The organism is Sorangium sp. So ce375 (assembly GCF_051473855.1).
Classification (GTDB): domain Bacteria; phylum Myxococcota_A; class Polyangia; order Polyangiales; family Polyangiaceae; genus Sorangium.
Genome location: NZ_CP150335.1, coordinates 7,172,703 through 7,190,265, shown reverse-complemented (window position 1 = coordinate 7,190,265; position 17,563 = coordinate 7,172,703). Strand labels below are relative to the sequence as shown.

Annotated in this window: 10 protein-coding genes; 9 read left to right on the top strand and 1 reads right to left on the bottom strand. The window is 76.1% G+C overall.

The features are described 5' to 3' along the window. The first annotated feature begins 241 nt into the window (after window positions 1-241). The gene (locus tag WME90_RS26700) at window positions 242-745 is read left to right on the top strand and encodes a hypothetical protein (protein WP_437274822.1); all 504 of its coding nucleotides are present in this window, start codon (window positions 242-244) and stop codon (window positions 743-745) included. 183 nt (window positions 746-928) lie between these two features. On the opposite strand, the gene mug is transcribed toward WME90_RS26700, so the two are convergent. Further along, on the bottom strand, window positions 929-1,441 hold the full coding sequence (mug, locus tag WME90_RS26695; RefSeq protein WP_437283663.1) for a G/U mismatch-specific DNA glycosylase: 513 nt from the start codon (window positions 1,439-1,441) through the stop codon (window positions 929-931). A gap of 232 nt (window positions 1,442-1,673) precedes the next feature. Here mug and WME90_RS26690 point away from each other — a divergent pair, with 232 nt between their 5' ends. The 8 genes from WME90_RS26690 (at window position 1,674) to WME90_RS26655 (ending at window position 17,563) form a co-directional block, all read left to right on the top strand. Continuing rightward, window positions 1,674-4,907: a hypothetical protein gene (locus WME90_RS26690; protein ID WP_437274821.1), complete on the top strand. Its 3,234-nt coding sequence runs from the start codon at window positions 1,674-1,676 to the stop codon at window positions 4,905-4,907. 355 nt (window positions 4,908-5,262) lie between these two features. Next, window positions 5,263-6,654, top strand: coding sequence for a sigma 54-interacting transcriptional regulator (locus WME90_RS26685; RefSeq protein WP_437274820.1), 1,392 nt, complete (start codon window positions 5,263-5,265; stop codon window positions 6,652-6,654). 48 nt (window positions 6,655-6,702) lie between these two features. Further along, entirely contained in the window at window positions 6,703-9,855 is a 3,153-nt protein-coding gene (locus WME90_RS26680) for a hypothetical protein (protein WP_437274819.1), read from the top strand. Between the two features lie 137 nt (window positions 9,856-9,992). After that, window positions 9,993-13,310, top strand: a complete 3,318-nt coding sequence (locus tag WME90_RS26675) for a hypothetical protein (protein ID WP_437274818.1) — start codon at window positions 9,993-9,995, stop codon at window positions 13,308-13,310. A gap of 58 nt (window positions 13,311-13,368) precedes the next feature. After that, window positions 13,369-13,971 (top strand): hypothetical protein, encoded by a 603-nt coding sequence (locus WME90_RS26670; RefSeq protein WP_437274817.1) that lies wholly within the window; start codon window positions 13,369-13,371, stop codon window positions 13,969-13,971. 136 nt (window positions 13,972-14,107) lie between these two features. Beyond that, window positions 14,108-15,019: an MYXO-CTERM sorting domain-containing protein gene (locus tag WME90_RS26665; protein WP_437274816.1), complete on the top strand. Its 912-nt coding sequence runs from the start codon at window positions 14,108-14,110 to the stop codon at window positions 15,017-15,019. A 207-nt stretch (window positions 15,020-15,226) separates the two neighbouring features. After that, window positions 15,227-16,696: an alpha-amylase family glycosyl hydrolase gene (locus WME90_RS26660; protein ID WP_437274815.1), complete on the top strand. Its 1,470-nt coding sequence runs from the start codon at window positions 15,227-15,229 to the stop codon at window positions 16,694-16,696. Window positions 16,697-16,729: 33 nt separating this feature from the next. After that, window positions 16,730-17,563: a glutathione S-transferase family protein gene (locus WME90_RS26655; RefSeq protein ID WP_437274814.1), complete on the top strand. Its 834-nt coding sequence runs from the start codon at window positions 16,730-16,732 to the stop codon at window positions 17,561-17,563.

Sequence of the window (17,563 nt, the reverse complement as noted above, 5' to 3'; positions counted from 1 at the left end):
GAGGGCCATTCTCCGCTCGACGCGCTCGCAGCGGGCCTCTCCGGCGCGCCGCGGCGCCTCCAGCGCGCAGCGACGACGCTGCGAGGAATCCTGCGCGGAACCGGGCTCCGCGCGCCACGCTGTGGCGATCCGTCACGCGCGGCGAACGGAGCGGACCGCCCTGGATGTGGCGCCGCGACGCGGCCGCCGGCCGCGCGTGGCTGGCATGGTGCCTGCTGGATGTGCCGCAGAGGGAGCACGCATGCGATTCGGACTCAAGCTGGCGTCATTCGTTGGAGCGCTCGCGGGCGCGCTGCCGCCTTCGCCGGCGGCGGCCGACGGAGCGGGGCTCTTCGCGCTCCCGCCGAGCCGGCTCGATGCGGCGGACCACGCGGGGATGCCGACCTCCGAGCCGCCTGCGACGTCTCGGGGGACGTTCGTCGCGCTGATGGAGCGCGCCGTGATGGCGGTGCTGTCGCCGCCTCCGGCGGAGCTCCGCGTGGCGCCCCTCGTGAGCCGAGGCGGCGGCGGAGGGCTCCGCCTCGTCCTGCCCGTGTGCGAGGACGGCTGTTCGCGTTACGCGTCGCGCGCCGTCCTGCTCGTCGCGCAAAGCTCGCCCGACTCGCCGCTTGCGTGGCTCGCAGCCGTGGGCAGCCGCGTCGGGCGAGCGCTCCAGGGGCCACCCGGCCTCGCGGCTGTCCGGGAAGAAGCACGGAGCGCGCGCGCGAAGGTGCCTCAGGAGGAGGCGAGCGCGCTGCCCGAGTAAGCGTGCGGGCGAGCGAAGCCGCGAGTGCGCGCCGGCAGACCGCCTGTCCGCCGCGGCCGTCGCTGAGCCCGCCTGACGCGAAAGAGCCGAGTCGGCGCAGGATGGAAGTCGCGCGGGGACCGACGGCGGATCGGGCCACCCTCTCTGACGCTTCCAGGGGCAGTGTCGGCGCGCGTGCGCCGCTCATGGCGAGGTGCGGGTCGACGCGACCGCCTCGTACAGGGCGCGGAACATCGCCGCGAGCCTGTCCGGCTGGTAGCTGGCGTTGAGCCCGCTGGGGTTCGGCAGCACCCAGAGGCGCGTCGAGCCGAGCGTCTCCGTCTGCGGGCCGGGCGTGGCGCGGGGCCTGCCGAAGGCGCCCCGATAGGCGCCGATCCCGAGCACGGCCAGGAAGCGGGGGCGGTAGCGCTGCACCCTGGTCGCGAGCCGCCGCCCGCCCGCGGCGAGCTCCTCGGCGGACAGCTCGTCGGCCGACGCGGTCGCGCGCTCGACCACGTTGGTGATCCCGTACCCGAGCTTCAGCAGCTCGCGCTCCTCGAACGGGGAGAGCACGCGATCGGTGAACCCGCCGGCGTGCAGCGCGGGCCAGAACCGGTTGCCGGGGCGTGCGAAGTTGTGCCCGACGGCGGCCGTGTAGAGGCCCGGGTTGATGCCGCAGAAGAGGACGTGGAGGTCGGGGGCGATGACGTCCGGCACCGTCTTGCCGGCGGCGGCGAGCAGCTCGTCGCGGGTGGGTCGTCGGGGTCGGGGAGGGGAGTGCACGGGCTTTTCCAGGCGGGCGGCGGGCGCAGGGCGCCGCGGCCGCAGCTTACGACGGCGTTGCGCCAGGTGCGCGGCGCCGTGGGCGAGGAGCGCGGCTCCCGGCGTCGAGGACGAGGATCGGCTCTGGACGGGGGCGCGACAACGGATACCGTCGTGCTTTCCCCCGATGCTTGTGCGCTCGCTCGGTCTGCTCACGGCTGTCCTCGCATCCGCCTGCGCGCGTGCGCCCGAGCCGAGCCCAGCGAGCGGCGCCGCGGGAGCTGCTCGGGCCGCGCGTGCGTCGGGCGCGCCGGGCGCGACCGGCGCCGCCCCGGCAGGGGCGCGCTATTTCCAGGGCCTCACAGAGAGCGTCTTCCGGGTAACGCACGACGGACCGGACGCGGCGGTCGCGGCTCGCGTCGTCACGGAGGGCGGGCGGATCGAGCTCGGCGGAGACGGGCGTGTCGCCGCGGCGGCGTGGGAGGTGGATCTGTGGGCGGCCGGGGATCCCGTCGTCGGATCGCTCGCGATCGCGCCCCACCTCGGCGGCGGCTTCCTGCACTGGACCCGGGGCAGGGCGTTCCGCTCGCGCGGCTTCACGGACCCGCTCGCGGAGGTGGCGCTCGGCGGCAGCGGCGCGGTGCGGGGCGCCCGCAACGGCTTGCGAGGCGTCGTGGTCTTCACGGAGCAGGGGCCTCGGGAGCTCCTGCCGGGCGTGGATCGCGGCCGCGCGCTCGACACGCCGGCCATCCACGATCTCGCCGCGCTGGACGCGGCGCGCGCGGCGCGCCTCGACGTCTTCGGCCGCGCAGCGACGACGGCGGACGGCGGCAGGACGTGGATCGATGTCGGCCGGCGGCTCGGGCTCGGCGTGCGCGCCCTGAGCGTCGCCCCGGACGCGCTCTCGCTCGAGACCGCGCTCGGGCGCGTGCCCGTCCTGCCGGACGGCTCGCTCGGCCGGCCCGACGGCGATCTCCGCTCGATAGGGCTGCCGAGCGGGTCGTTCCAGCTGCTCTTCGCGGGCGCCCAGGCCGCTCCACGCGAGGACTCGGCCCTCGGCGATCTCGCGCCGCTCGCGGCGGCCATCTCCGCGGGCGCGCTCTTGCCCGACGGCACCGCGCTCGGGGTGTTCGACGGCGGCGTCGCGCGGATCGATGCGCGCACGGGCGCGGTGCGCGAGCGGTTCTCCGGCTGGGTCCCGGACGGGCTGGGCTGCACGCCGGTGGCCGCGGAGGACGGGCCGCTCTTCCTCTGCGTGTGGGACGATTACGACGGCTACGGCAGCTACGTCCTGCGCTCCGAGCGCGGCGGGGCGCCGCGGATGGAGCGCGCCTTCAGCGACGAGGGGTTCTTCGCGGCCGATGACGGCGGCGCGCTCGGCTACGTCGGCGGCTGCGCGTCGTCGCCGCGGCTCGCCAGCGACGAGGAGCGAGATCGCCGCTACGGCGAGGTCGTGATCCACCCGAGGATCTGCGTGCGGCGCGGCCCAGGCCTCTGGGTCGAGCACGCGGTGGAGCTCGGCGAGGCGCAGACGCTGGTGGGCTGGGCGCCGCGCCGGGACGGGGGCGCGGTCGCGCTGCTGAGGGGCGAGCGCGACGCGCTGTTGCCGGCGCCCGCCGGGGCGCCGCGCGGCCGCGACGAGGGGGGCGCGCGGGTCGTGCAGCTCCGCGGGCATCCGCCCGGCTGGTACTGGACGCCGCCCCTCCGCGACGGGGCGCGGGTGCTCGTCGACAGGCGCTTCCGCGCGCGCGAGGACGGCGGGGTCGACGGGTGGCTCTCGTCGGTCGAGTGGCCCGATCCCATCGGGCAGGCGAGCCTCGGCGTCACGATCGCGGAGGACGGGACGGTCTCGTCGTACGCGTTGCCGCCGAGGCCGGCGGGGATGGTGGTGACCGGCGACCACGGCGTGCTCGTCACGGCCGGCGCGGAGCTCTACGAGACCCTCGATCACGGCCGGACGTGGCGTGCCGCCGGGCGCTCGCCGCTGCCGCCGACGTCGTTCCGGGGCGGGTGCTCCGCGCTCGGCTGCGAGCTGAGCGGCGTGGTGCGGCTCGGCTGGGGTGCGGGCGAGCTGTCGCCGGCCGTCGCCGCCGCGCCGGGCCCCGGCTGCGGGGCTGCGGAGGCGAGCCGGCCGGCCGCCGCCGGGGCAGGCGCGGGCGCGGCGGCTTGCGCGAGCGGCGTCGGCCAGATCGAGGAGCCGCCGGCGGATCTGCCGTCGCTCTCGTGCGCGCCGGTCGGCTTGCCGGCGCTGCGCCCGAGCGCCGCGCCCGCGGCCGACTCGGAGCGATGGACCGTGCCGACGTCGTATGGCGAGACGCTCGACATCGTGCCCGACGCGCCGATGCCCAGGCGCGCCGCGCGGCCGCCCGAGAAGGCGTCGCCTGATGAGGCGGGGCCCGCGGCAGAGAAGGTGGTGCCCGAGGAGGCGCCGCCGAGCGGCGCGACGGCTGCTGGCAGTCGCGGCGCGGCGCCGGGGAAAGGAGGCCCGAAGGCCGCGGCGGTCCGGACGCACAGCGTGCTCTATCGCCCTCCGTTCGATCTGCGGGACGAGGTGTTGCGGCGGAACGCGACCGAGCTCGCGCTGAGCGGCGGTCACGGCGGGAAGCGCGCCGCGTCGGTGCCGCTGCTCGCCCCGAGCGGCGAGGTCGGGCTGCTCGTCCTCGCCGAGGCGGGCGAGCTGCTGCTCGGCCCGGAGGGCGCGCGGGCGCTCCCGGCGTTCGAGCCGCGCCGAGGTTACGCGGACACCGCGCCGGGGCGGGCCCCGGGTCTCCTGCTCGGTCCGGGCCGCGCCCTCGTGCTCGGCGACCTCCGGCGCCGCGTGGCCATCGAGGAGCACACGCCGGAGCCGCGGCAGCCGGCGCGCCTCGTGGGGCTCGACCGCGAGGAGCTCCGGGGCCGGCCGATCACGCTCGCGTGGCGCGACGACGGCGAGGCCGGCGCGCTGGTGCTGGACGGCGCGGCCCTCGAGAGCGCTGGCGTGGCGGTGCTGGAGCGCATGGCCGGGACCGTGGGCGAGGTGGTCGCGCTCGCGCCCTGGTCGACGCTGACCGCCGGGAGCGACGCGCGCTGCCGCGGTCTGAGGGGCGCGTGGCGGGCGCTCGTGGCGCTCGATCCGGAGCGCGCCCTGCGCCTCGATCAGAGGGCGCTGCCCGCGATCGCCCTCGGGAACCAGGGCCTCGCTCAAGTGCGCTGGGGGCGCGAGCGCGTCTGCCTCGAAGCGCTGCACCTCGCGGCCTCCGACTCGAGGCGGCGCGGCGAGCGCGCGGAGGGCGCGGCGCTGATCGCGCGGTGGACGTCTCCGCGCGGGCAGCAGCGCGCGCCGGGACCGGGCGCCGCCGGTGCAGGAGAAGGTGTGCTGCGAGCACACGCGGTCACCCAGCGGCTCGTGTGCTCCGTGGGCGCGAGGCCCGAGGACGGCTAAGGCGCGGCCCCCGGCGATCGGCTCGCCGCCTGCTGGCGCGCCCTCCAAACCCGCAGCGCCCGCGCGGCTTCACTCGCCCACGCGCTCCCGGGCTGCGCTGCGCGCAGCGCGGCGGATGAGATCGGCGAGCGCACGAGGGCGCGGAGCGCGGGGTGGGCGCGGGTCGGCCGAGCCGGAAATCTTCTGGCGAGCACGATCAGGCGTGACAAATGATGCGCCCAGCCGACGAGAGGTTGGTACCATCACATTTGCAATGCACGGCGACAGGACACGAAGGTCGAATGACCTCGATAGTACAGCGTCAATGCAAATTCGTGCTCCGTTCTCTCGGCATGCGAGCGCCGGAGCGGGGCTCGTGTTGCTCTACGCCGACAACTACGAGCAATTCCGTCCGGCATACCCTGTGCTGGAGCAGGGCTCGGTCCTCGGTCGCGATCCGACGGCGGACGTGTCGGTACCGACGCGGAGCGCTTCGCGCCATCACGCCCGGATCGAGCGGCACGACGGCGTCTGGTTGCTGACCGACCTAGGCGGCCGCAACGGCACGCTCTGCAACGGCGAGTTCGTCACGGAGACGCCCATCGCGCACCTCGACGAGGTCCGGGTGGGCGACGCCATCTTCAAGTTCGTCGAGCGCGACGTCGAGAGCTACGCCCGCTACCGCATCGATGGCGCCTACCTGGAGGCGCCGGGCTCGCCGGAGGGGCCGCCGCGCTTCTCGATGGGCCGGATCGTGGGAGGGTACCAGACGCGACGCCTCGCCGGCAGCCTGTACGAGATCGCGCACAGCGAGATCTCGGTGCTGATCCGCGGTGAGAGCGGGACTGGAAAGGAGATCTTCGCCCAGCAGCTCCACGACTGGAGCGGCCGGCGCGGCCCGTTCCTGGCCGTCAACTGCGCCGCCATCCCCGTCGCCCTCGTCGAGGGAGAGCTCTTCGGGCACCGGCGCGGCGCGTTCTCGGGCGCGGACCGCGACCGCGCGGGCATCCTCCGCGCGGCCCACGAGGGCACGCTCTTCCTCGACGAGATCGGCGATATGCCCGCGGAAGCCCAGGCGAAGCTCCTCCGGGTGATCCAGTCGAAGGAGATCACGCCGCTCGGCGCGACGCAGCCCGAGCGCATCGACGTGCGGATCGTCGCCGCCACGCACCGCGATCTCGACAAGCTCCAGCAGACGGGCGCCTTCCGCGCCGATCTGTTCGCGCGCCTGAACGAGCACAGCGTGACCTTGCCTCCCCTCCGGGAACGCAAGGAAGACATGTTCTTGCTCTGCACGGCGCTCGCGGCGCGCCACGGTCGGGCCGAGGTCCGGCCCAGCATGGCCTGCATGGCGGCCCTGCTTCACTACGATTTCCCCTACAATGTGCGGGAGCTCGAGGCGCTCATGAAGCGCTGGGCCGCCGCGGATCGCGGCGTGGAGCTCGGCGTCCAGGATCTCAGCGACGCCATCCGGGATCGCATGAAGACCTACGGGGCCCGCGGCGCTGATCTCGCGAGCCCGCTGGCGGAGGATCCCCGCGCCACGGTCTACCCGCTGTACGAGGACCTACCGGGTGACGAGGGCGCGTCCGCGGCAGGCGGGCCGCTGCCGCCGAGGACGACCCCGGAGGAGAGCGTGCTGCGGGATCTCCTGGCGCGGCACCAGGGGAACGTCGCCGCGGTGGCGCGCGTGCTGGGGAGAGATCGCGTGCAGGTGCACCGCTGGATGCGGCGATACAACCTCAAGGCCGACGCGTTTCGCGGGTAGCATCGCCCTCCGCACAGGATGGATCCTGCCCGCCTTGGACCGGACGTCGTGGCTCCTCTCCTCGCCGCGCTGGCGCTGGCGGCGTGCGGGGCGGCCGAACCGGCGCCCGCGCCGCCCGGCGCGCTCGATCCGCCCCCCCGCGTCCCCTCGGCCGTCGCGCTCGGCCCGGCCCGCTACGTCGCCGAGCCCGACCGCGGGTTGGTCGAGCGCGTGGTCGTGGGCGGCCAGGAGGTCGACAGGGCGATCCTCAACGGCCAGCGCGCCGAGCTGCGCGGCCTCGAGCGGATCGAGCCGCTGGGCTCCGATGGCGTGGTGCTCGCCGGCGGCGCGACGTTCCCCGCCTGGGCTCGGCCCGGCGCGCGCGGCGCCGACGCCGCGCGCTACGTGTTCTGGAGCGGCGGCGAGATCTACGCCGCCGAGAGCTTCGGCGGAGAGCTCCGCAAGCTGGCGACCCTGCCGGGCGACGTCGCCGGCGCGTTCCCCTGGCTCGACGGCATCGGCCTGATCACGGCGGCAGGGAGCTTCGTCGTCCAGGGCGCGAGCGGCGCGCTGCGGCCGCTCGGCTTGCCGTCTGTCGTCGCGGCCGCTGCGGCCAGCGAGCGCCGCGCGCTCGGCCTCACCGTCTTCGGGCGCGCGCTCCTCACGCTCGACGCGGGCGCGTCTTACCGAGACGTCACGGCGGAGCTCGGAGACACGATCGCGCTCGACGTCCGCGGCGAGGAGATCGTCGCCTCCCTGATCGGCGGCCTCGAGCGCGCCGTCGAGCCGAGCGGCCGCATCGGAGAGCCCCGCGCGCCGCGCGCGCGACCGGCGGCCGACGTCGAGCAGCTGTGGCCCGACCGCGCGCCCTTCGCACAGCTCGCGGACGCCGTCACCGCGGGCCTGCCGCTCGCTGACGGGGGGGCCGCGCTCGCCGTCGGCGGCCTGATCGGCCGCATCGACCTCGCCACCGGACGCGCCTCGTCCGTCGTGCCGCTCCCGCCCGGCAGCGGCGAGTGCGCGCCGTTCCGCGCGAGCGACGCGCTGCTCGCCGTCTGCGCCGGCCCGGAGCGCGCGAGCGTCGTCGACCTCTCCAGCGACGCGCGCGCGCCGCGCGCCCTCCGCGTCGAGCGCTCGTTCGAGCTCTTGCCTGAGCCGGCGCCGGAGATGGATCGCTTCGTCGGCGTGGACGGCGAGGCGCTCGGTTACGTGGGGCCGTGCGAGGGGCCGCCGAGGCCGCGGATCGACCTCCGCGCGCTCTCGCAGGGGGCGCTCGCCGGCGAGTCGACGCAACAGAGCGCGGTGTTCTGCGTGCGGCGCGGGCCGGGAGACTGGGTCGAGCACCGCCTCGACGCGGCTGACGCGACCGACGTCCTCGCCTGGATCCCGCGCCGCGGCGGCGGCGCGGTCGCCCTCGTTGCGCGCCCCGGCGCGTTCCTGCCGGACGGCGAGCGCGTCGAGGTGCGCGGCGCGCTGCGGGTCGTGCGGTTCGCGCGGGGCGAGCCGCCGGTCCTCCTGCCTCCGTATGGCGACGAGCGAGCGGAGCTGCTCTCGCGCGCGCTCTACGTGCGCGCGGACGACTCCATCGAGGGCTGGCTCCCCGTGCCCGGCTACGCGGCCGACCTCGCGCCGATCACGATCGATCCCGCCGGCCGGCTGCGCCGCCACGCCGTGCCGGCGCGCGCGACCTCGATCGCGGCGTCGGGCCCCCTCGCGCTCGCCGAGACCGAGGACGGAAGGCTCTTCGAGACGATCGATCGAGGGCAGCGGTGGGCGCCCGTCGCGCTGCCGCCGGGCAGCCTGCCCGCGCGCCTCGACGGCTGTTCGGCGGTGGGCTGCCGCGTCGGCCCGTTCCTCCGGCTCGGGTGGGCGTCGGCCCCGCGCTCCGGCGCGAGCGCCGCGCCGTCCCCCAGCGCGACCAGGGCGGAGCCGCCCCCCGCGCGAGCGCGGCCCGAGCGCGACAGGGCGGCGCGGCCGCCGGCGCTGCCGCCCCTCGTGCGGCTCGCCTGCAGCTTCGCGGGGCCGCTCGACGCCGCGCGCGTGCCGGAGTCGTCTGGGCTCGGCGCCGTCGCCGCGCCGCCTTCGCGCATGGCGGGCACGCTGCGGCTCGGGACCCTCGGGATGCTGACGCTGCCGTCGTTCAACGTTGGCCCGTCGGGCAGCGGCGGCCTGCCGGGGCCGTTCGCCGACGCGGAGCTCGCCTGGATCGCCCCGCTGGACCTGCGCGCCGAGATCCACCGCGCCACCGTGCCGCTCGCGAGCACCGGGCTGCTCCAGCTCGCGTACCGGCCGTACGAGGCGCAGGTCGGGCTCGTCATCGATCGCGACGGCCGCGTGGCCCCCGTCGCGGCCGGTCCGCCGGAGACGTGCCTCGCCGGCCTGCTGGACGCAGCGCTCGTCACGCGGCCGGTCGGCGGCTGCACCCCCCAGCCCGCGGTCGGCGTCGATCTCGGCGATCGCGCGGTGTTCTTGAGCTCTCGGCACGACGGCCTCGCGGTGAGCTCGGTCGATCTCCGCGGCGCGCGCGGCGAGGCGCCTCTCGCGCGGCCCGGGGGCGGCGGGCCGCCTCCGGCGATCCGGGAGCTCCACGTGCAACGCACCGCGCGCGCGGCGGAGCATCGGACGCGCTTCGCCTTCGGCGGAGGCGCGCGCGGGGGCGCGCCCGTCTTCGTGGCGGTCGCCGGGGACGGCGGCGCGGCGCTCTCGCGGGTCGATCCCGTGCTCGGCACCCTGGGTCCCGAGGAAGCCCTCGCCCCGCTCGGCGCGCTCGTCGCGGGCAGCGACCCCGCCTGCGCGCCGCGCGGTGGAGAGGCGCGCGTCGTCCTGCCGTTCGACACGGAGATCGGCCTCGTGCCGGGCGCGCTGCCGGGGATCACCGCGGCCGGGACGGCCGGCGTCGCGGTGATCCGGTGGTCGCGCGAACGCGCGTGCCTCGACGCCGTGGAGCTCGTCGTGTGGGACGAGCGCTACGAGGGCGGCCCCGGGTTCTACGATCCGCCCGGCGTCGTGAAGAAGCTCATCGCGCGCTTCGCGGGGCCGCCGCCCGCGGCGCCGCTCGGCGCGTACGGCGGGCTCGTTGATCGGCGCGGGCGTGGAAGGTCGAGCCCCGCGCCGGCGCGACGGAGCGAGCCGGCGCAGGGCGCCGGTGGAGGCACGCTCGCGCTCGTCATGTACGGCCAGGAGAGCCGGCAGCCGGTGCAGTGCAACGCCGTCGTGCGCTGAGGTGACCGCGCGCTCGCGATCCTCCCGGACGCGGCGCACGCCCGCGGATCGCGGGGCGTTCGCGGCGCGCGGTCCGCGCGGTCCGCGCGGCCAGGAGCGCGCTGCGGTCGAGCTCCAGATGGTCTACAATGCGCCGCGTGCGCGCCGTCGCGATGTCCTCCCGCGCTGGCGTCCTCCTCGCGCTCGCCCTCGCCGCCGCGTGCAGCGCCGCCCCGGAGCGCGCTCCGCGGCCTGCGCGGCCTCGGGCCGCCGCGCTCGCCGACCCGCCGTCGCTCTCTCCTGCGCGCTACGTCCTCACCGAGGACATCGGCGTCCTCCTCGACGCCGCCGTCGGGGCCCATGAAGGCTCGCCGGTGCCCCGCCGGGAGCCCGCGCTCTACGAAGGGCGCCGCGTGCTCCTCGAGGCCGGCGTCGTGCTCGCCGACGCCCCCGCCGCCGAGCCGCTCCGCGGGTTCCGGTCGATCCCGGCGCGCCTCGGGGGCGGGTTCCTCCTGTGGTCGGAGGGCCGCGTCTACCGCGCCGCCGGCTTCCTCGGCGAGCTCGCGCCCATCGCCGACGTCGGCGCCCCCGGCGGCGCGCGGCCGTACCTCGACACGATCCTCCTGCGCAGCGATCGGGGGCTCCTCGAGATCGACCCGTCCACGCTCGCCGTCCGCCGCTTCGGTGCTGCGGGCGTGGTCGACGCGGCGGCCGTCGACGCGCGCCGCGCGGTGCGCCTCGACCTGCTCGGCCGCGCCTCGGTCACCCTCGACGGGGGCGCCACCTGGATCGACGTGCTCGAGACGCGCGGGCTCGCCACGTCGCTCCTCGAGGAGCAGGACGACGGCCGAGCGGTCGCGCTCCTCGGGCCGTCGGGCGGCGCCACGCTCCGCGTGACCTCCGCCGGCCTCGTTCCGATCGCGCCCGCTCCGCCGCGCTCCGGGCCGAGCGCGTCGCTCTATCTCCCGCCGGCGTGGGAACCGCAGCTCGGCGCCTCCTCGGTCAACGCGCTCGCCCCGGAGGTGGTCGCGCTGGCCGCGGCGACCGGCGCGCTGCTCCCTGGAGGCAGGCTGCTCGTCGCTCGCGACGGCGGACTCGCCGTGCTCGCGGCGGCGACCGCCCAGCCCATCGCGGAGGCGGGGATCGAGAGCCTCGACCCGCGCTACGCGCGCTGTCAGCCGTTCCGGTCGGGCGACGACGTGTTGCTCGCGTGCGCGCACGAGGCCGCCCAGGTGCTCCGGCTCGAGACGACGCTCTCCGCACCACAGCTGGAGGCCACGTTTCCGCCCCGCCGCCGGGGCCCCGACCCGATCGCGAGCTCGCAGGGCGCGTTCGTCGGCGACGATCACGGCCGCCTCGCCTTCACCGGCCGGTGCGGCAGCGCCCCCCCTGGGCTCCGCGACTTTCCGGAGAGCCCGGGAGATGCCGTCCCGGCAGACGACGCGCCGGCGCCGCGCTGGCGCTTCGCGCCGACGGCGCCCGACGAGCCGCCGGGGGACGCTGCGAGCCGCGAGCCCGGAGAGGAAGGCGTTGCGCGCGTGTGCGTGCGCGTCGGCGGCGGCCGCTGGGTAGAGCGCCGGATCGAGGGCGAGGACGCCGATCGCCTCTACCGCTGGATCGTCGGCGAGCGCGGGATCGTCACCGCCCTCGTGCTGGAGGCGCCGAGCGGGCCGCGCCAGCGGCCCTCCGAAGAGGACGAAGGGCAGCGACCCTCCGAGGGCGAGGAGGCGGACGCGCCGCCGAGGTCGCCTTCCGGCCCCGACGAGCGCGTGCGCGAGCGCCATCCTGCGGACCCACCCGAGGGCGTCCGGGTGGTCCGCGTGCGCGAGCGCGACCCGGCGCTCGCGGGCGGCGCCTTTCCGGCGCTCGCGGGCGGCGCCTCTCCGGGGTCCGCCGCCGCCTCGCCGCGCATCGTCGACACCGACTTCTGGGAGGACGACGACGGCGCCGTGCGCGGCTGGCTCCACCTGCCCGAGGCGGCCGACGGCGACTCGCCGGCCGACGCGGCGCTGCCGGAGGTGGGCTCATCCGGGCCCGTCGACCGGCTGCTCTCGCGCCGCCGCGGCGGTCGCATCGCCGGCCTGCGCATCGACGCGCGCGGCGGCGTCACGGTCTTTCCCCTCCCGGCGGCTGTCGAGCACGTCGTCGTCGGCGGGCGGTTCGCGCTCGCCGCCACCCGCGGCGACCCGCCGGCCTTCTTCGAGTCGACCGACGGCGGCCGCTCGTGGCGCCCGGTCCAGGGCCCGCCCGCGCGCCAGATCGAGCCTCCTTTCGACGAGGGCGCCCCGTTCGCGTGCTCCCCGATCGGCTGCACGATGGGCGAGCACGGCCTCGTCCGTCTCGGCTGGGGCGGCCCTCCGCCCTCGCCGCGCAGCGCCCCGGCCTATGCTCCAGCGGCGAGCAAAGCGCTCCGGGCCGCTCCTCCGCCGCTCATTTCCTGCCGCCTCGACGACGACCCCTCGTCTTTCCCGCCGCCGTCGGCCGCCCCGGCGCCGCGCCCCCCGGATCGCCTCCCCGCTCGCGGCACCGCCCGGGGAGCGCCCGCGGCGCCGGTCGCTCCTGTGGGCCGTCGCACCGGCGATGCGCCCCCCGTCGTCTCGCTGTCGACCGCCTCGTCCTCCCCCCTGGGCACGCTCCGCGACGGCATGCTCACCGCGAGCGTGCTCCTGCCGTTCGCGAGCGGCGCCGCGCCGCGCCGCCTGTCGCTCCGCGACGGCTCGCTGATCGCGGCGTCCGGCGATGTCGTCCCCGTGCTGCTCGCGCCCGGCGCCAGGGCACCCGCGGATCTGCTGCTGCTCTTCGACGCGAGCGGGTCGCACGGGCGGCGCGGCCTCCGCGTGCGCTCGGGCGCCGAGCCGCCGGCGCTGCTGCCGTTCGACCACGCCGGCACCCTCGCCGCCGCGGTCGAGCTGCCGGGCGGCGACCTGCTCGCCCTCGACGCCGGAAGGCGCAGCGTCGTCCTCGCGACACGGCAGGGCGCCTTTCCGGCCTTCGGGTTCGCGCGTGTCCCCGAGGTCGCGGGCGCTCGGCTCACCCTGGGCCGTCGGCTCGACGCCCCGGGCGTGGTCCTCATCGGCTACTCCGTTGCTTCCGGGGAGGTGGTCGCGGGGCCGATCGACGTCGCCCGTGGCCAGGTCGGTCCCCTCGAGCCGCTCGGTCCCCTCGCGCCGCTCGCCGAGATCGGCGCCGGCGGCTGCGGCGGCGCACGGCCGTCGCACCGGTTCATCGCCGAGATGCCGGCCACGCTGCGGGTGGCCTCGCGGAGCGGGGCGCCGCTCTTCGAGGGGGACGCCCCCGGGGTCGCGCTGCTCGCCGGCGGCCGCGGAGCCCTGTGCATCGAGGCGGTCGAGGTCCGCGCCGCGTCCCGAGGTGCGCTGGACCTCGGCGTGGTCTTCGGCCCCGACGGCGCCGCCGCGCTCCGCGGGGGCGGCGGAGGCGCGAGGCTCCGCTGCGAACTCCTGACGGACCGGCGCTGACGAGCGATGCACCTCCGGAGATTCCGCCCCGCCGGGTCTCTCGTGCTAGGGTCGGCCCATGCTCGCCCTTCGATCCTTGGCCCTGCCGATCGCGGTGGCCGCGTCGATGCTTGCGCTGACCGATTGCTCGGAGCGGCCCACAAGCTTTCCCGACCGCGACGGCGTGGTCGCCGCCCAAGCCGAGTGGTGCGCCGCGCTCGCCAAGCTCCAGCGCGCCGGCGCTTCCTGGGAGCACCTCAACGCGTGCAAGGCCGCCTACCCGACAGCGTCGCCCACGTACCTCCGCGCGATGACGAGCTGCTTCTCGCGTCGCATGGAGGCCGCCACCGAGAGCTCGCCGGACCGGAGCCAGATCATCCTGGAGTGCAACGACGAGGTGGCCGTCAACATCAGCCCGGACGACCCCGGGGCGGCGCCGGTCATCGAGTCCCGCTGCGCGCGCATGGCCCGCTGCGAGAAGGTGCCCGTCGCCGCGTGCAAGAGCGCGTTCAGCAAGCTCGAGGGGGCCCAGCGCGCGATGTTCACCACGATCTACAACGCCGCCGGCCACTACGAGATCATCGACTGCCTCGAGAGCGCGAGCTGCACGGACAACGAGGAGGCGGGCCGCCAGGCCTGTTACAAGCCCGCCTCCGACGCGCTGCTCTGGTTCCCCGACTGAGCCCGCGCGCCGGCGATCGTCTCCTCGTCCACGCTGGCGGTGATCTTCTTGTCCGCGCCGGTGGTCCTCTTTCCATCCGGCCGGCGGTCCTCTCGTCGCGCCTCGTTTCCATGAAATCCCTGGTAGCGTGCCGCGTATGCGAACCGCCCGATCTCGAACCGGTCCCCTGTTTCAGCTCGGCGCGCGGCGTCAGCGCGCCGAGCGTCTTCACGCCCGCCCCAGCGCGACCCAGCACGCAGCGGCGCGCCGCCTCCTCCTCGCGCGCGTCGTCGCCGTCGCGCTCGCGCTGATCGGGGCGTGGCTGCCCGCGAGCGCCGCGCACGCGGCGGGCACCGTCACCATCGCCGATCGCTCGCCCAAGGAGGACGACGGCCGGTGGAAGCTCAAGATGACGATCAACTACGGAGGGACCCCGCACCTCGGGCACATCCCGATGCTGTTCTCGTTCACGCCGACGGTGCACTACGAGCGAGCGCTCACCGACAAGTCGCCCGAGACCCCGATCCTCGTCCGCACCCCGCTGCAGAACCAGCAGTCGATCAACGAGAGCATGGACGTCGGCTTCTCCGACGCCAGCGGCAAGGTCTTCGCGATCACGAAGTTCGACTTCGTCCTCCGGCGCGATCACGGCTTCGAGGCCGGCGAGTACGATCTCGTGATCAAGCGCGCGGGCGACGGCGTGCAGATGGGGCAGAAGCAGAAGATCACCCTTCAGGGCGACAACCCCATCATGGATCGCCGCGCGATCGTCTTCAGCGGCGAGAAGAAAAAGAAGGACGACAAGACCGAGAAGGCCGACGCCGAGAAGAGCAATGAGCCCGCCAAGGAGCAGGCGTCCGAGGGCGAAACCGCGCCCGACGCTGCCGAAGCGGAGCCGTCCGCCGAAGAGACCCCGCCCAGCGAGGCGCCGCCGCCGGTGGAGCCGAAGCAGGGCGGCTGCGGCTGCCGGCTCTCGCCCGACGACGCCGCGACGCCCATCGCCCTGCCGCTCGTCGCCATGGGCGCTGCCGCCGCGCTCGCGCGAAGGCGCCGCGCGCGCCGCGCGTAGACGCACCCAAGCCACGAGAACCCCGATCGGCGGGGGTCCAGCCGGACAGCCTCGCCTCTGTGCTGGACGTTGCGCAGAGCCCCGGCCGGCCGCGCCTGCAGCACATCGTGATCGAGCTTGCAGGGACCACCCGAGGGCGCAGACAATCCCCGGCCGACGCCGACTGTCCGCGACTCCCTCGCGGGCCCGCCGTCCCCAATCCAATCGATGAGCTCCCTAGTCCCTGCCCACCAGCACCCCCTGCTGTACGCGATCTTCGTGCGCGTCTGGCTCCACGAGCTCTCGCGCGCCGCCAAGGCCAGGGTGACGCTCGCCAGCGTGCCCGACGCGGCGCTCGACCGGCTCGCCGCGCTCGGGGTCGACTACGTGCACCTGATGGGCGTCTGGACGCTCGGCCAGGAGGGCCCGCGCCTCTCGCTCACGCACCCCGATCTGCGGGCCGAATACGACCGCGTGCTGCCCGACTGGACCGAGGCCGACGTGGTCGGCTCCCCGTTCGCGGTCGCGCGCTACGAGGTGAACCCCGCGTTCGGCGGCGACGCCGGCCTCGCGGATCTGCGCCGGCGCCTCGCGGCGCGCGGCATCGGGATCATCCTTGACTTCGTGCCGAACCACGTCGCGCGCGATCACCACTGGGTGAGGGAGAAGCCCGAGTGCTTCATCGTCGGCGACGACGGCGCCCCGCTCAGCGGGCGCGATCCTTACATCCCGCCGTGGCCCGACACGGCCCAGCTCGACTACCGGCTCGCGGCGACGCGCGCCGCGTCCGTCGAAGCGCTCCGCAGCGTCGCGTCGCGGTGCGACGGCGTCCGCTGCGACATGGCGATGCTGGTGCTCGACGACGTCTTCCGGCGCACGTGGTCCAAGCGCCCCCCGACGGAGCGGAAGGCCGAGGCCACCGGCGAGTTCTGGGCCGAGGCCATCGACGCCGTCCGCCGTGACCACCCGAGCTTCGTCTTCATCGCCGAGGCCTTCTGGGATCTCGAGTGGCGCCTGCAGATGCTCGGCTTCGACTACACCTTCGACAAGAGCCTTTACGATCGGCTGAGCCACGCCTCCGCCTCGTCGGTCCGAGGCCACCTCGCGGCGACGCCCGACTACCAGCGGCGGAGCGTCCGCTTCATCGAGCACCACGACGAGCCGCGCATCGCGGCCGTGCTCCCGCCGGACCGGCGCCGGGCCGCGGAGTTCATCGCGGCGACGGTGCCCGGGATGCGGTTCATCCACCACGGCCAGCTCGAGGGGCGGACGGTGCGCGCCTCGCTGCACCTCGCCCGCGCCCCGGAGGAGCCGGTCGATGAGGCCTGCCTCGCCTTCCACGAGCGGCTGCTCGCGGCCGTGCGCCGCCCCATCCTGCGCACCGGGAGCTTCGCCACGCTGACCGCGCGCGGGCCGGGCGCGGACGCGTTCGTCGCCTACCGGTGGGAGTCGCTCCCGGCCTGCGGCGCGCCCCGGAGCGCGGCGCCGCTCGTGGCGGTGATCAACTTTGCCCCGTCGCGCAGCGGCTGCCGCATCCCGCTCGACATCGCCGGCATCGCCGGCCGCAAGGTCCTGCTCGTCGACCTCCTGACCGGCAACGAGCACCCGCGCGACGGCGACGAGCTCGTCGATCTCTCGCGCGGCCTCGGCGTCGAGCTCCCCGCGTACGGCATCCACCTCTTCGAGATCCGCCGCTGAGGCGAGCGCGGGCCCGAGCCCTGCGAGGTCACCATGTCCGATCGTGGCACGGGCGCGCCCCTCCGCCTCATCACCATTCCCTGGAGCCACTACTGCGAGAAGGCGCGGTGGGCGCTCGATCGCGCCGGCGCGCCGTACCGGGAGGACGCCTACCTCCCGCTCGCCCACGCGCTCCCGTCGCTGCGGGCCGGCGGGCGCCGCTCCGTCCCGGTGCTCGTCTCGCCGGCGGGCGTGCTCGGCGACTCGACCGACATCCTGCGCTACGCGGACGGGCTCGTCCCGCCGGAGCGCGCGCTCTTCTTTCGCGAGCCCGACGCGGCCCGGGCCGAGGTCGAGGCGCTCGAGGAGCGCTTCGACCGCGATCTCGGCCCCGCGACCCGCCGCGTCGCGTACTTTCACCTCCTGCCCGACGAGGAGGGCGCGTTCGCCCTGATGGGCGGGTCGCTCCGATCGCTCGAGAGCGCCGGCGCGGCGCCGCCCTGGTGGTTCGGGCGCGGCACCTTCCGCGCTTACTACCCGGTCGCGCGGGCGGTCATGAAGCGCGTCATGCGCATCGACGCCGCGGCCGCCGAGCGCTCGCGAGGCAAGCTCCGCGCGGTCTTCGACGCGGTGAACGAGCGCCTGCGCGACGGGCGCCCGTTCCTCACGGGCGACCGCTTCTCGGCCGCCGATCTCACGTTCGCCGCGCTCGCCGCGCCGCTCCTCGCGCCCGAGCACCACCCCGTGCCGCTCCCGCCGCCAGGCAAGCTGCCGTCCGACCTCCGCGCGCTCGTCGAGGCGCTCCGCGACGAGCCGGCAGGCGTGTTCGCCCTGCGGATGTACCGCGAGCACCGGCACGCGAAGCCCGGCCGAAGCGCCGCCGGCTGA